This is a genomic window from Lysinibacillus sp. FSL M8-0355 (genome assembly GCF_038008985.1).
GTDB classification, from domain to species: Bacteria; Bacillota; Bacilli; order Bacillales_A; family Planococcaceae; genus Lysinibacillus; species Lysinibacillus fusiformis_D.
On record NZ_JBBPAI010000001.1, the window covers coordinates 3,953,475 to 3,967,606 of the forward strand.

The window sequence follows — 14,132 nt, forward strand, 5'->3', positions numbered from 1 at the left end:
CCCTTATTTATTATCCAAGTATTTTACGGCTGGCTTTACCTTTATTCTGCGATAAATAATGGCACCTAGTCCAACTACAATACCAATAATGGACACTACCTGTGCTGAGCGTAAATCGCCTACTAGGTAGAGACTATCTGTACGCATACCTTCGATATAGAAGCGACCAATAGAATACCAAACTAGATAGCTAAAGAAAATTTCCCCACGATTTAAGTTTACTTTACGTAAGACTAATAAAATGATAAGCCCAATCAGGTTCCAAACGGATTCATATAAAAATGTCGGATGTACATAAGAACCTAATTCTTCGATATACATTTGATTGATAATCCAATCTGGTAGCATTAGATTTTCTAAAAAGGCTTTTGATACTTCCCCACCATAAGCCTCTTGGTTCATAAAGTTGCCCCATCGACCAATAATTTGTCCAATTAAAATACTAGGTGCTGCAATATCTGCTACTCGTAAAAAGCTTACATTTTTTATACGAGTAAATATGTAAGCTGTGACAAATGCTCCAATAAGTGCACCATGGATGGCAATACCGCCATTCCAAATCTCAATGATTTTACCTGGATTTTCACTATAGTAATCCCATCGCATGGTCACATAGTAAATACGTGCACAGATGATGGATATAGGAACTGCCCATAACAATAAATCTGCCAGGAAGTCTTCAGGCAATCCTCGCTTAACGGCCTCTCTCTGCCCGACAATATATGCTAAAATGATTCCCGACACAATTAACAATCCATACCAACGAACCGGAATAGGCCCTAAATGAAAGGCAATCGGGTCAATCTGTAATAGTAGTAAATCCATCTTCTGCTCCTCTCAATATGTCATTAACATACTTTAGTTCACAACTGTTTAATCATCTAACTCATCATTAGATGAAATTACTTCATCTAAACGTCTTGAAAACTCCTCTGCTGCGTTTACGCCCATTCTCTTTAAGCGGTAATTCATCGCAGCCACTTCAATAATAACGGAAACATTCCGTCCTGGTCTTACAGGAATCGTTAGTTTGGTTAGTTCCGTATCAATTATTTTCATTTTCTCTTCTTCTAAGCCTAATCGATCATAAACTTTTTGCGGGTCCCAAATTTCCAGCTCAATAATGAGTGTAATCCGTTTATACGGACGCACTGCACTTGCACCAAATAGCGTCATAATGTCAATAATGCCGATTCCGCGTATTTCCAATAAATGCTCTAGTAAAGGTGGGGGACTACCAATTAAAAGGTTTTCTGATTCTTGACGAATTTCTACACAATCGTCTGCTACTAAACGATGACCCTTTTTAACAAGCTCAAGTGCTGTTTCACTCTTCCCAACGCCACTTTTACCAATAATAAGCACACCAATTCCATACACATCGACAAGCACGCCATGCGCTGCTGTCATTGGTGCTAAGCGTCCCTCTAAATAGTTTGTTAATCTACTCGAAAATTTGGTTGTCGTCATATGTGTTTTAAAGACAGGAACATGCTTTTCGTTGGAAGCCTGAATCAGCTCCTCGGGGACTTCTAAATCTCGAGAAATAATAATAGCAGGTGTATCTTGCGAACAAAGTAAACGCATACGCTCAAGCTTGACATCTGCTGGCAGCATTTCGAAAAAAGACAGTTCCGTTTTGCCAAGCAATTGGACGCGATTTGCCGGATAATGTGTAAAGTATCCTGCCATTTCAAGTCCTGGTCTTGAAATATCACTAGTGACGATCGTTCTTCCAATTCCTTCCTCGCCAGCTAATAACTCTAACTTAAATTTCTCCATAACATCTCTTGTTAATACTACGACCAATGAAAAAGCCTCCAATCAATGGATAAGGTTCTTCTTATTTTAGCATGTCTATGTCTAAAAGGAATGTATTTACTCTCAACACAGCGTTTACCTCCATAAAAAAACTAGCGGCTCTCCAGCCCGCTAGTTTTATAAATACTATTTTTGAGTTGCCAACCATTTGGCTACTGCCTCAGCATCTGCCCCTTTTACAACCCCTGGAGGCATACCGTTTTTACCGTTATTGATAATATCTAAAATTTCTGATTCAGATAAACGAGCACCTACGTCATTTAATGCTGGACCACTTGCACCTTGTAACTCGCCACCATGGCAAGAAACACAAGATTTCATGGCAATCGCTTCACCATCTGGCTCTGTAGCACCTTCATTATTACTTGCAGTTTTATCTCCGCCACCACATGCAGCTAAGAAGATTGCTGATCCGAACACTAATGTTAACATTGCTTTTTTCATTAGTACCCCTCCTCATAATAAATACCTTACGCCGCCATTATACCAAAATTATGCACGTTTGAAACCTTCTCCTAATACCTCATAAGCATCAGAAACGATGACAAACGCTGATGGGTCAACGCTTTTAATGAGTTGTTTCAGCTTTGTGAATTCTGTTTGATAAACAACAACCATGAGAACTGGTCGTGCTTCTCCTGTATAGCCACCGATTGCTGGTAACTTAGTTATACCACGATTGATTTCAGCATAAATGGCTTCTCTTACCTCATCTTGTTTCAATGTAATAATATAGACCATTTTAGATTGGCTAAAACCTAACTGAATGATATCAATCGTTTTTGTTGTAACATAAAGTCCAATCAGAGCATACAAACCTTTTTCTAAATCAAAAACAACTGCTGCACTAATTGCGATGATTCCATCAATTAACAGTACACTTGTTCCAAGCGACAACCCAGTAAACTTCGTTATGATTTGCGCTAGTAAATCAGTGCCACCAGTTGAAGCATTCCCTTTAAAGACCAGTCCTATTCCTAAGCCAACAACAATTCCACCAAAAAGAGCTCCCAGTAAAGCATTATCAGTCCAAGGCTCCCAGCTATTCGTTAACAAGACAATAAAAGGTAACGTAATGGTACCGATAAATGATTTAATCCCAAATTTTTTGCCTAGCAATAATACACCAGCAATAAATAATGGTACATTAAATGCATATTGAACAATTCCCGGATTCCATCCAAACAAACCATGTAAAATCGTACTAATTCCACTTACCCCACCTGAAGCGACTTGATTTGGTAATAAAAAAACATTAAAACCAATAGCAATTACTGCCGCTCCAACTATCACATACACATACTCCACAATGTTATCTCTCACATCATGTCTCATTTCCCCACGCCCACTTCAACTATCAGAATTTTTTAAAGACGAGATGATTATAGCAAATACTCTTCATATTGAGAACTTCATCTTGATGAAGGGAATATGCCATTGTGGAAATATAAAAAAAGCTATCTTAAATGAAACGTTAAGATAGCTTTTGCACAGTTTAAAATGATTTTTCAGCCCATTCCATGGCTTCATAATATAAATGATCAATATCAACTAGTGGAATATTCAACTGTGTCGCTAGCTCTTCTAGACGTGGCCAATCTAACTTCCCTAGTGCGATACTAAACTCTAGATAGGGTGTCATATCCGTTTCAATGCCCAAAATGGTGCTCGTAATATCCTCTGAGAACGGTAATTGTTGTAAAATGACCTCTATAGGTCTTTGAAGCAACGTATCAATGAGTGAAAACATGCCTACTAAGAAATATTCTGAGAAATTCTTTTTGTAAGAAAGCTTCGCTAGCTTTTCACAAACCTTTGCTCGGAATAAAGATGTACACAGCACTTCTTTAAAAAGATCAGAATTGGCGTCTATATCGATTTCTCGCATGGCCAATAAATAGATCCATTTTCGTAAATTTGATACGCCCAGTAACACAATGGCTTGTTTAATGGAGCGTACCTTCGATTTAGATCGTTTAGATGAATTATTAATCATTTGTAATAATTTATACGTCAATGAAATATCACGTTCGATATTTTCCGCTAATAATTGGATATTTGGCTCTTCTTCTTTTAATAAAGAGATGATGTGAATATATTGAATTGTATTCGCTGGAATGTCTGTTGCTCGTATTATTTGAGGTTGTTCAAAAAAATAACCTTGAAATAACACATAGCCAGAAGATTTAGCTACTTCAAACTGATGACGCGTTTCTACTTTCTCAGCGAGTAATTGAATGTTTGGAAACTTATCCTTTACTTTAACTTCAATTTCCATTCGTTTAACGATAGATGATGCTAAAAAATCAACCTTAATATAATCAATCTGCTCAAATAATTCATCATAAATTTCCACATGCTCATCCATAATAAAATCATCTAAAGCAATTTGGAACCCATGTTTTTTTAGCTCAATTACACGTTCCACTAACTGAGGAGTAAGCGGAACATCTTCTAGTATCTCAATCACAACCTGTGAAGGATTTAAAAATTCATGAATGGAGCTCATCAATAAGTTTTCAGTAAAATTAACAAAACCCGGTTTACCTTTTGTTACCTCTTCAAAACCAATTGAAAGAAATGAGTTCACAAGTACGTCAATCGTTGCTGCATCTGAATCGACCATTGGAAAGGCATTGACGTTTTTGCCACGATATAATAATTCATAAGCAACTACCTGCTCATGAAGATTAAAAATAGGCTGTCTGCCAATAAATACTTCCATTTCGCTGCCCCCATTTCTTCATATTCTAGTAATATATAGTATATCATTTTTACGACCTGTTGTTTATACTTCACACTAATTTAGTATGGTCACTATTAGACATATAACACAAGAAAGGACAGTCCTAGTGATGATCCATTGACCACTTTAGGACTGTCCTCATTATTTACCTACTCTAGATTTGATAGCACCAATAACTGCAGGCACAACTGATATAAAGATAATCAAAATAAGGACAACCGAGAAGTTATCTTTAATAATAGGAATATTACCAAAGAAATAACCTAGTAATGTACAGCTGAATACCCATAATATTGCACCAAAGATATTATAAAATAAGAAATAACTATATTTCATTTTACTTGCACCCGCCACAAACGGGATAAATGTACGAATAAATGGCATGAAACGAGCTATAACAATCGTTTTCCCACCATGTGTATTAAAGAATTTTTCAGCTGCCTCCATACGTTCTTTTTTAACAACTCTTCCGAGGAGGCTCTTTGGAGGGATTGATGTTCCTACCTTATGACCAATATGATAGTTCATCGTATCTCCTAAAATAGCTGCTGCTAAAAATACAGGAATTAAAATCCACATATCAAAGGCACCCATTGCAGCTGCTAATGTTCCACTTGCAAATAGCAATGAATCACCAGGTAGGAATGGGAAAATGACAACGCCTGTCTCTACAAAAACAATCGCAAATAAAATCAGATAACTCCAATTGCCAAAATCACGAATAATTTCTTCTAAATGCACATCGATATGCACAATAAAGCTTATTAACTCCTTAATGAGTTCTAACATGTTTTTGTATGCTCTCTTTCAATAGTATTTTTACCTAAAAGCTTTGACGTAGCTTCACATCAAAGGGTTCCAGTTTTGTACGTCTTTTTACATTACTTCCTCACTATATGACAAGCTCTTGAAAAGTATGTAGAAGATTTCACATGTTTGATTTTATCACTTACAGACAACTACTCTCAACTGATTTTACTATTATACGAATAATGTACATAAAAAAAAGCTACCATTTTTCAATAGTAGCTATACTCGTTTAAACTTTTTCTTTTAATGAACGTCGTAATATTTTCCCTGTCGTGTTTTTCGGAAGTTCATCCAGTATCTCAATCATCTTTGGCACCTTGTATTTCACCATATGCTTGGCACAATAAGATAGCAGATCTTCTGTCGTAGTGGCTGCTACTTCTTTTAACACAACATATGCATGTACAGCTTCCCCTAAGTTAGGATCTGGAAAGCCTACCACCGCCGCCTCTACAATATTATTATGGGCAAACAGCACTTCCTCAACCTCACGAGGATAAACATTAAAGCCACCTACAATAATCATATCTTTTTTGCGATCGACAATGTAAAAATAGCCTTCTTCATCTACCCTAGCTAAATCCCCTGTATAGAGCCAGCCGTCGCGAATGGCCATGGCCGTTTCTTCAGGCATTTTATAGTATCCCTTCATCACATTAGGGCCACGTACAATCAGCTCGCCAACTTCGCCAACAGGTACTTCCTGACCGTTCACATCAACCACTCTATTCTCCACATTGCTTATCGATGTACCGATAGAGCCAGCTTTTCGATCACGATCAAGTGGATTAAAGCATGTAACAGGCGAAGCTTCCGATAAGCCGTATCCCTCTGACACACGCACATTAAATTTCTGTTCGAAATTATGTAAGAGTGCAACAGGTAAAGATGCCCCACCTGAAATGGCCAAACGTATTGTCGAGAAATCTTCAGGATCACCTTCAGGTAATTGATACAAGAAATTATACATGGTTGGAACACCAGCAAATACCGTTGCTTTTTGCTCTCTCGCTAAAGCAAAAATTTCAGTAGGGCTAAAGCGAGGTGTAAGTAAAACTGTTGCTCCGCTTAATAAAGGCGCATTGACCACAACCGTTAAGGCAAATACATGAAACACTGGTAATGTAGCAATAACGCGATCATCTGCCTTGATTCCTAAATAATGGGCAACATCACGAGCATTTGAATACACATTACCATGTGTCAGCATAGCACCCTTTGGACTACCTGTAGTTCCTGAAGTGTATAAAATAATAGCATTGTCATCATCTGCAACTTCCACAGGCTCTAAAGATTCAGCAGCAGTGGCGATGACCTGTGTAAATAAATGCGTTTTTTCTTGTGCTTGCGGTGATAACGCTGCCATTTTTTCCGCTATATCTGGCGTCGTTTCACAAACTATAAATGTGCTTACTTGTGGAAATGCTTGTACACCCTTTTCAACTAATGGAAGCAAAGCGTCGAGTGCAATGACTGCTTTTACATCCCCGTTATGCAAAATATAAGAAATTTCATCTGGTGTATAGATTGGGTTAACTGGTATTGCTGTTGCCCCTAAACGCATTGTTGCATACAAGGCAATTAAATAGTGTGGCGTATTGCCGAGTAAAAACGCCACATGGTCCCCTTTTTCAACACCTAAATCTTGTAATCCCTTTGCAAAACGACCAACTGTATGCTCAAATTCCCCGTAAGTTGTATCTTTCCCCATAAAATGATACGCAACTTTTTCCGGCTGCTCTGTTGCCTGTTGGCGAACACGTGAAACTAAATTCAATTACACCATCCCCTTATCGTATAAAATGAATCGTTATTCAGTAATATTATATAAGAAATGTATCTAAAAGACAATGAATCTTTTTATTTCATGTCATAAATTACGTTAAATAATTCATTTTTTTCTCTTTTAAACAAAGACATCATGAGCGGATATGTGAGATGTAACGCCAACGAATTAAATAAAAGTAGACTACTTGTATTAACACAAAGAAGCCAAAAGCAAAGAATACTTCTTTTACAATCGAAATATTTGCTATGTCTCTCAAAATTCCTTGTACCATTAGAAAAGCAAAGGCACTATGCATCATTGCAACACCCCAAGGCAAAAAGAATTGAGGAAATAAATGACGATTAACAAGCTTTTTCAGCTCCGCATCAGTTAAGCCCATGCGCTTTAACACATCAAATTTACGCTTTTCACGTTCAAGTGATGTATGCAATTTAAAATAGATAAAGCTCCCAGCCGCAAGTAAAAATACAGTGGCAACCAATACACCCACTAAAGTAAATAATGAGTAGGTAGCTAGTATATAAGAATAATTTAATCCTGCATTTTCAAAGTAAAATGGACTAAATTTATCCTTTTTAAGAAAATATAAATTGGATTCTAGATGGTCTATAGCCCTCCCGATATCTTTTGTTTCCATCCATTGTGGTATAACGAATGTAAATAGATGATAACTAGGTTGAATAATATCTTGATCAGAGATCGGATGAATCAGCTTTGCGAAGTCCTCATCACTAATGACAATTGAATTGACACTTACAATTGAACCTGGAAACACTATTTTTGGATAGACACTATCGATGGTAATCGGAATATTATTCTCTTCTAAAACGGTGTGCACAATTCTATTTTTTAATTTTTTTAACGAATCCTCTGAATAAGGGATAAATACTGCCTCACCAGCTCCCAGGTTCAGTAATGGATAACTATACGAAGAAAGCAAAACATTCATATCGGACTCTCGAAATACCTCCACTTCATTTCGAGTGAAAGAAGAGGTTTGCTTCACTACAATAAAACGGGACAGCTGATAAGATAAACCTTTCTCCTCTAATTGCAGTCGCAATGAATTGATATGCTCTCGCTCAAATGGATTATCCACATCTCCTTTATAAACCAGCCCTAATGGATTTAAGCGATCATATTGAGTTGTATAGGAGGACATAGTCGCTAAAACGCCCACAGACAAAAAGGCAAGTGTTGATACCATCGTAACAACGAAAAACATTTTCACATTATCCATCATAATATGGGTTTGTTCAGCTAGTGAGAGAAGACGGTAACGTTGCCAATGAAACTTGCGTTTTCCACGTGCTAAATCTAAAAAGCACGGAACGGAATCACTGAAAAAATAATATGTGCCGAATGTTGCTGAAAATGGTATTAATAAAGTTAGCCAGATGAATGCCGTATGTCCTACAACAAACGCTAAAATATACGTCGTTAAAATTAAAGCAATACCGTAAATAGCTCGGATTTTGGAATAGGTTGTTAAGCTATTTACATAATCACTGCCTTTAATAAGATCTCGTAATTTTCTCTCTCGTGTAAAATACACACTAATAAATGAAATGACGACAAACGCACTTGTAAAAACACCAATTGTTAGTAAAAACGGCTGCCAGGAAACATATAATGGTAACTCATCTAAATGCAAAATTTCTCGTACGATCATAAAAAAGAATTTTGAAAACGAGAAGCCAAACACGATACCTACAATAATAGAGCCTGACCCAATAATCATTGTCTCTAAAAAGACAAGTCTATTCATCTGGCGCTTTTCCATTCCTAAATGCAATAAAATGGCGAATTCATGTGATCTTGCCTCTAAAAAGGCACTCATGGAATAATACAAAAAGAATAATGTAAAGAGGACGAGAACAATTTCAGCACCCACCATCCCGATAAGTGATACCTCTCCTAATATCCCGCGCTCAATATCAGGATGAAACATTAGCATTGAATAGATAAAAAATACAGCCACAGAAAAAAAGCTCGCCATGAAAAAGGCACCATATATCCGGCTGTTCCGCACGACATTACGGTAAGCGAATTGTCGAAAGGTCACCTACTTGCCCTCCTCCTAGTAAGCTCAAAACATTTAATATACGTTGGAAAAACATTTGACGACGATCATCTCGATAAATTTCATTGAAAAATTCACCGTCTTTAATGAATAACACCCGATCACAATAGCTAGCTGCAATCGGATCATGTGTGACCATTACAATCGTCGTTTGTTTATCCTGATTGACTTTTGTTAGCAGTTCGAGCACATCACGTGAAGAATTCGAATCTAAATTACCCGTAGGCTCATCCGCTAAAATCAGACTCGGATTATGGATAAGTGCTCGACCAATAGCCGTTCTTTGTGCCTGTCCACCAGATATTTCATTTGGACGTCTATGAAGGAAAGAAGTTAAGTCGAGCTTTTCTACAATACTAGCTAGACGTTCCTCCATTACTTCTAAAGGCTGTTGGTCTAATGTTAGTGGCAGCACGATATTTTCCTCAACCGTTAGCATGTGCAAAAGATTGAAATCCTGAAACACAAAACCGAGCTGTCTTCTTCTGAAGTAAGCAAGCTCAGTTGCATTTAATTTATGTGGATTCATGCCATCCAGTATGATTTCACCGCTAGTAGGCTCATCAATTGTCGAGATAATATTCAGCAAGGTCGTTTTGCCACTTCCGGAAGGTCCCATAACAGCTAAAAACTCCCCTTCTTCTACATCAAAGCTCAACTGATTTAATGCCCTATGTGTCACTTTACCTTCATATACTTTTGTCACATCTTTAATTTGTAAAATAGGCATACGTCATTCACCTTATTTCTTCATTAATTCTAAGGATTGTGGTAAAAGCCACTGTAATACGACCTCAAAGCCGATTTGAAAATGAGGCTCTGTTAATGTCAGAACGGACTCTTCCTCTACTAAACTAAAGCAATGCTCCCCAACAATCACATCCCAAGCATCTATTTCTCCCTCTAGGATCTCACCGCACACAGTATAATACCCACTGTACATCATCTGTTGACCTTCGATAGGAAATGCATTCAATAATGTAGGTTGCTGTAAGTTTAACCCAAGCTTATTTGAAAAATGCAATAGTTCTTCATCGAGCCTCTCATTTGCCTTCAAGAAATTTTGATAGGCAAAATGATCACCCTCTTGCATTTGTGTCATATAAAGAGCTTTTGTTTTCTCCTTATCAATAGTTAATACCCAATCTTCTATACGTACTTCTCCCATCCTAGCGCCCCCCTAATTTGTAAATGTCACTGTCACAATTGTCCCTTTTCCTACCTCTGATGTAATAGCCAATTCATGTCCTAGCTTTTCACAGATTTCTTTGGCTAAGTAAAGGCCCATCCCAGTAGATTCTCCTGTTTTCCGCCCATTTTCACCAGTAAAAAAGGCTTTCGTAACACGTGAAAGATCGGAAGCTGGAATCCCAATTCCCTCATCGCAAATGGCTAGCTGTACATAGTCATCCTTTTCAATGGCAGAAATCACAATTTTTTTATTGCTTTCAAACGTGTATTTCACCGCATTTGTAATAAATTGGCCAAGAATGAAGCGAAGCCATTTCGAATCACTGGCAACAATAAGATCATCCTCAATATGAATTTCTGGGAAAACTCTTTTCGTAATAAATAAACGTTTATTTTCATTAACAGTTGCAGTGACAATTGCTTTCAACGCAACCTGTTCCACTTGCATATCATCCTCAAAATTTTCTAAACGTGCATTAACAAGCACCATGTCCAAGCCTCTACGTAAACGATCAATTTCCTCCTGTACGTTCTTTTTATCAAGAGGTCGGTCATCCTGTAATAATAATTCAATCACTGAAATAGGTGTTTTCATTTGATGCACCCATTGGTTCATAAACTGATCATGTCTTTTTTGACTTGCATATAGCGCATGCAGCTCATGTTGATAAAGGCGATACAACTCGTGCATGTACTTTTCGGTTTGCATAGCTTCTGGCGTTTTTGCGTTTTTTTGTAGCACATCCTCCATTGCTGTTGGGAGATGAGTGATTTTCATCAAATAACGTTGGCGCATTAAATAACGCACAAGTAAAAATGAAGCTAATAGGACAAGGCTAATACAGAAGGAATAAATAGCCGTATCAATATTTCGAAAGCCATCTAGCATATAAATGACCATAATGAAGCCAACTAATAAGAGCTGGAACACAATAAATGATGCATAGTCACGTAAGAATAATTTCCAGCCCACTATAGCTCACCTGCGCTTAATATGAACCGATAGCCCGCACCACGTACGGTTTCAATTGTTGATGCTATGTGATAATCTGCTAACTTTTTTCGTACGCGCGTCATATTAACATTCAACGTGTTCTCATCGACAAATGCCTGATCGTCCCAGAGTTCCTCTAGTAGCTGTTCACGCGTCACGACTTTCGGTGCATTTCCCATAAGCAGCTCTAAAATGATGCATTCTTTTTTCTGAAGTGGAATTTCTAAATCATTTTTATGTAGCTCCATTCTTTCTAAATGAAGTACAAGCTGTCCTTGCTTGATTGTCCGTTCCTCTTGCCTTGCTGCATACTCACCATATGTACGGCGTAGATGACTACGGATTTTAGCCAAAACAATTTCATAGTTAAATGGCTTTGTAATGAAATCGTCGCCCCCATTTTCAAGCGCAAAAATTTGGTCCATTTCCCCAGAGCGAGCAGAAATGAAAATAATCGGGCATGTTGTAAGCTGGCGTAGCTGGCGACACCAATAATAGCCGTCATAAGCAGGTAAATTTATATCAAGCAGCACCATATGTGGATTAAATGCTGTAAATTCTTCGATGAGATGATCAAATTCTTGGATTGTTGCAACTTCGTATTGATATTTTCTAAGCGTTTCCGCTAGTAATGATGCAATCTTGACATCATCTTCTACTATGAATATTCGATGCTTTTCCATATCAACACTCCTTTCTTTCTATATTGTATCAAAAAAAGGTTCGACGACATAATTGTCAGCGAACCTTTAGGCTAAAACATTACACGAAACCGTATTTTCCTTAATAAATTAATTGTAAAAAGTCCTCAGTTGAAATTCCACCAAAATATGTAGGAATATCGATATCTGCTAATGCCTTAGCAATGGCAGCTCTATCATAGTTTGTCCCAACTAAAAGCTGTTCTATATCAGCCATATCCCCTACACCAAAGAAGTCACCAAAAATATGTGCCTCTTCAATCACACCATGATTAACTTCTAGGCGGATATCAATGCCACCTGTTGGAAAACGATGTGTTTTTTGAATATTAAAGCGTGGTGATTTCCCAAAATTCCACTCCCATGTTTGATAACGCTCTGCGGATAACTTGTGTATATTTGCCCAATCTTCCTCTGTTAACTCATAATAGCGAATATTTTCTTCTCCACCGAAAATGGATTTCAAAACTTCAAGACGGAATTCTTCTACTGTCATTTGTTCTTTTAAAAACTCCGAAATATTTGCTACTCGTGAACGGATGGATTTGATACCTTTTGATTCAATCTTATCTTTTTTGACTTTCAAAGCTGACACTACTGCATCAATTTCTGTATCAAACATTAATGTGCCGTGACTGAACATACGTCCTTTTGTAGAGAACTGAGCATTTCCAGAAACCTTTCGCCCTTCTGCTAGAATATCATTACGCCCTGAAAGCTCAGCATTGACACCCATTTTAGCTAGAGCATCTACTACTGGCTGTGTGAATTTTTTATAATTCATAAAGCTATTACCATCATCATTTGTAATAAAGCTGAAGTTAAGATTCCCTAAATCATGATAGACAGCACCACCACCTGATAAACGACGCACAACAATAATGCCATTGTCCTCTACGTAGTCTGTATTGATTTCTTCAACTGTATTTTGGTTTTTACCGATAATAATGGACGGTTGGTTAATATAAAAAAGAAGCACTGGCTCTTTCTCAACGTCCATTGTTTTTAATAAATACTCCTCAATAGCAAGGTTAATACGTGGATCATGGATCCCTTTATTATCAACGAAAATCATAGTTCACGTTTCCTCCTTCACAAATTATCCATATTTATTTTAACGTAAATTAGGCATTTTGTGTTGACGAAAAGCATCTGTTATAATACACTAGGAAATATCAAAACAGTAATAGTACAGATGAACTTAAAGGAGGAGTCCACAATGTTAGAAAACGTAGTTGAATTTTTCAAGAATTTACCTGCAAAGCAATGTACTGAGTGCGGTGAAAAAATGGAAGAACAAAGCGAATGCTACAGCAACACTTGTGAAAAATGTAACCACCTATAAGCATTTGCCTATACTGTAATTTGTCATATACGTGCCCCACACGTAGCAATCATGACACACTTCATCACATTTGATGAACCCTTAATTAAATCTCTTACACTTACAAAAACAACAGCTGATACGCTCATATCAGCTGTTGTTTTATGTTATTGAAAAAAGGTGGTGTCAAGGCGAGGGATTACTTTCCGTTCCGTCAGCGTCCTTTCCAGGGGGTGTCCGATGAGCCGCTTCACTCACTGCGTTCGCTCCAATCAAGCATGTGGAGAAGTGCTGCGTGACAACACCCCTCTATAAAATGAGTAGTGAACATCTTCCCTTGAACCTTTGCTAAAAAGTTAACATTTTTATAGATTGGCGTGGAAGGCTACTTGACTCCCGTGGGATAGCGAGACAGGCGAGCCTCTAAACGGAGCGGTTGCGGAGGAAGCAGCTCGCCCACAGGAAAGCCAACGGAAATCTATTTTCACCTTTCACAACTATGCTATTGATGGTTTTGTTTTTATTTATATAGAGAGATATTGTGCATTTAGTGGAGACTCCAATAGGGCTAGCGTGCAAGGAAAACGCCAATTCATAGAGAAAACCAATAGTTGCCTATATATCCTTTTACCAAAAGAAGCACTCACCGAATAGTCGATGAGTGCTTCAAATG

Annotated in this window: 14 protein-coding genes; 1 reads left to right on the forward strand and 13 read right to left on the reverse strand. The window is 37.6% G+C overall.

The features are described from left to right. Positions 1-3: 3 nt before the first annotated feature. The 13 genes from lgt to MKY46_RS19360 all read right to left on the reverse strand — a co-directional run bounded on the left by lgt (position 4) and on the right by MKY46_RS19360 (position 13,210). The gene (lgt, locus tag MKY46_RS19300) at positions 4-825 is read right to left on the reverse strand and encodes a prolipoprotein diacylglyceryl transferase (protein ID WP_036126751.1); all 822 of its coding nucleotides are present in this window, start codon (positions 823-825) and stop codon (positions 4-6) included. A 48-nt stretch (positions 826-873) separates the two neighbouring features. Next, positions 874-1,782, reverse strand: a complete 909-nt coding sequence (hprK, locus tag MKY46_RS19305) for an HPr(Ser) kinase/phosphatase (protein ID WP_369802774.1) — start codon at positions 1,780-1,782, stop codon at positions 874-876. A gap of 165 nt (positions 1,783-1,947) precedes the next feature. Continuing rightward, positions 1,948-2,265: a cytochrome c551 gene (cccB, locus tag MKY46_RS19310; protein WP_036126754.1), complete on the reverse strand. Its 318-nt coding sequence runs from the start codon at positions 2,263-2,265 to the stop codon at positions 1,948-1,950. A 48-nt stretch (positions 2,266-2,313) separates the two neighbouring features. Further along, the gene (locus MKY46_RS19315; RefSeq protein ID WP_036128012.1) at positions 2,314-3,156 is read right to left on the reverse strand and encodes a YitT family protein; all 843 of its coding nucleotides are present in this window, start codon (positions 3,154-3,156) and stop codon (positions 2,314-2,316) included. Positions 3,157-3,316: 160 nt separating this feature from the next. Beyond that, positions 3,317-4,546 carry an EAL and HDOD domain-containing protein gene (locus MKY46_RS19320; protein ID WP_036128015.1) on the reverse strand — a complete coding sequence of 410 codons (1,230 nt, stop codon included), beginning with the start codon at positions 4,544-4,546 and terminating at the stop codon, positions 3,317-3,319. 162 nt (positions 4,547-4,708) lie between these two features. Then, on the reverse strand, positions 4,709-5,356 hold the full coding sequence (locus MKY46_RS19325; RefSeq protein WP_036128018.1) for a VTT domain-containing protein: 648 nt from the start codon (positions 5,354-5,356) through the stop codon (positions 4,709-4,711). 250 nt (positions 5,357-5,606) lie between these two features. Further along, on the reverse strand, positions 5,607-7,154 hold the full coding sequence (locus tag MKY46_RS19330) for a fatty acid--CoA ligase family protein (protein WP_036128021.1): 1,548 nt from the start codon (positions 7,152-7,154) through the stop codon (positions 5,607-5,609). A gap of 142 nt (positions 7,155-7,296) precedes the next feature. Next, positions 7,297-9,231 carry an FtsX-like permease family protein gene (locus tag MKY46_RS19335; protein WP_036128024.1) on the reverse strand — a complete coding sequence of 645 codons (1,935 nt, stop codon included), beginning with the start codon at positions 9,229-9,231 and terminating at the stop codon, positions 7,297-7,299. Then, positions 9,203-9,979: an ABC transporter ATP-binding protein gene (locus tag MKY46_RS19340; protein WP_036128027.1), complete on the reverse strand. Its 777-nt coding sequence runs from the start codon at positions 9,977-9,979 to the stop codon at positions 9,203-9,205. Before MKY46_RS19340 ends, MKY46_RS19335 begins: the two co-directional genes overlap by 29 nt. A 12-nt stretch (positions 9,980-9,991) precedes the next feature. Next, the gene (locus tag MKY46_RS19345; RefSeq protein ID WP_036128029.1) at positions 9,992-10,417 is read right to left on the reverse strand and encodes a hypothetical protein; all 426 of its coding nucleotides are present in this window, start codon (positions 10,415-10,417) and stop codon (positions 9,992-9,994) included. Between the two features lie 12 nt (positions 10,418-10,429). Next, entirely contained in the window at positions 10,430-11,413 is a 984-nt protein-coding gene (locus tag MKY46_RS19350) for a sensor histidine kinase (RefSeq protein ID WP_036128032.1), read from the reverse strand. Then, positions 11,413-12,117: a response regulator transcription factor gene (locus tag MKY46_RS19355; RefSeq protein WP_036128035.1), complete on the reverse strand. Its 705-nt coding sequence runs from the start codon at positions 12,115-12,117 to the stop codon at positions 11,413-11,415. Before MKY46_RS19355 ends, MKY46_RS19350 begins: the two co-directional genes overlap by 1 nt. Before the next feature lie 100 nt (positions 12,118-12,217). Beyond that, complete coding sequence (locus tag MKY46_RS19360) at positions 12,218-13,210, reverse strand: lipoate--protein ligase (RefSeq protein ID WP_036128038.1); 993 nt, start codon at positions 13,208-13,210, stop codon at positions 12,218-12,220. Between the two features lie 144 nt (positions 13,211-13,354). Between MKY46_RS19360 and yhfH the strand changes: the two genes are divergently transcribed. Next, positions 13,355-13,480 carry a protein YhfH gene (gene yhfH / locus MKY46_RS19365; protein ID WP_004230455.1) on the forward strand — a complete coding sequence of 42 codons (126 nt, stop codon included), beginning with the start codon at positions 13,355-13,357 and terminating at the stop codon, positions 13,478-13,480. Positions 13,481-14,132: the final 652 nt, after the last annotated feature.

Excerpts from the sequence above, each read along its gene's own strand:
- MKY46_RS19355 (WP_036128035.1), bottom strand. The coding sequence starts at position 12,117 with ATGGAAAAGCATCGAATATTCATAGTAGAAGATGATGTCAAGATTGCA.
- MKY46_RS19315 (WP_036128012.1), bottom strand. The coding sequence starts at position 3,156 with ATGAGACATGATGTGAGAGATAACATTGTGGAGTATGTGTATGTGATA.
- yhfH (WP_004230455.1), top strand. The coding sequence starts at position 13,355 with ATGTTAGAAAACGTAGTTGAATTTTTCAAGAATTTACCTGCAAAGCAA.
- MKY46_RS19340 (WP_036128027.1), bottom strand. The coding sequence starts at position 9,979 with ATGCCTATTTTACAAATTAAAGATGTGACAAAAGTATATGAAGGTAAA.
- cccB (WP_036126754.1), bottom strand. The coding sequence starts at position 2,265 with ATGAAAAAAGCAATGTTAACATTAGTGTTCGGATCAGCAATCTTCTTA.
- MKY46_RS19320 (WP_036128015.1), bottom strand. The coding sequence starts at position 4,546 with ATGGAAGTATTTATTGGCAGACAGCCTATTTTTAATCTTCATGAGCAG.
- MKY46_RS19325 (WP_036128018.1), bottom strand. The coding sequence starts at position 5,356 with ATGTTAGAACTCATTAAGGAGTTAATAAGCTTTATTGTGCATATCGAT.
- MKY46_RS19360 (WP_036128038.1), bottom strand. The coding sequence starts at position 13,210 with ATGATTTTCGTTGATAATAAAGGGATCCATGATCCACGTATTAACCTT.
- lgt (WP_036126751.1), bottom strand. The coding sequence starts at position 825 with ATGGATTTACTACTATTACAGATTGACCCGATTGCCTTTCATTTAGGG.
- MKY46_RS19345 (WP_036128029.1), bottom strand. The coding sequence starts at position 10,417 with ATGGGAGAAGTACGTATAGAAGATTGGGTATTAACTATTGATAAGGAG.
- hprK (WP_369802774.1), bottom strand. The coding sequence starts at position 1,782 with ATGGAGAAATTTAAGTTAGAGTTATTAGCTGGCGAGGAAGGAATTGGA.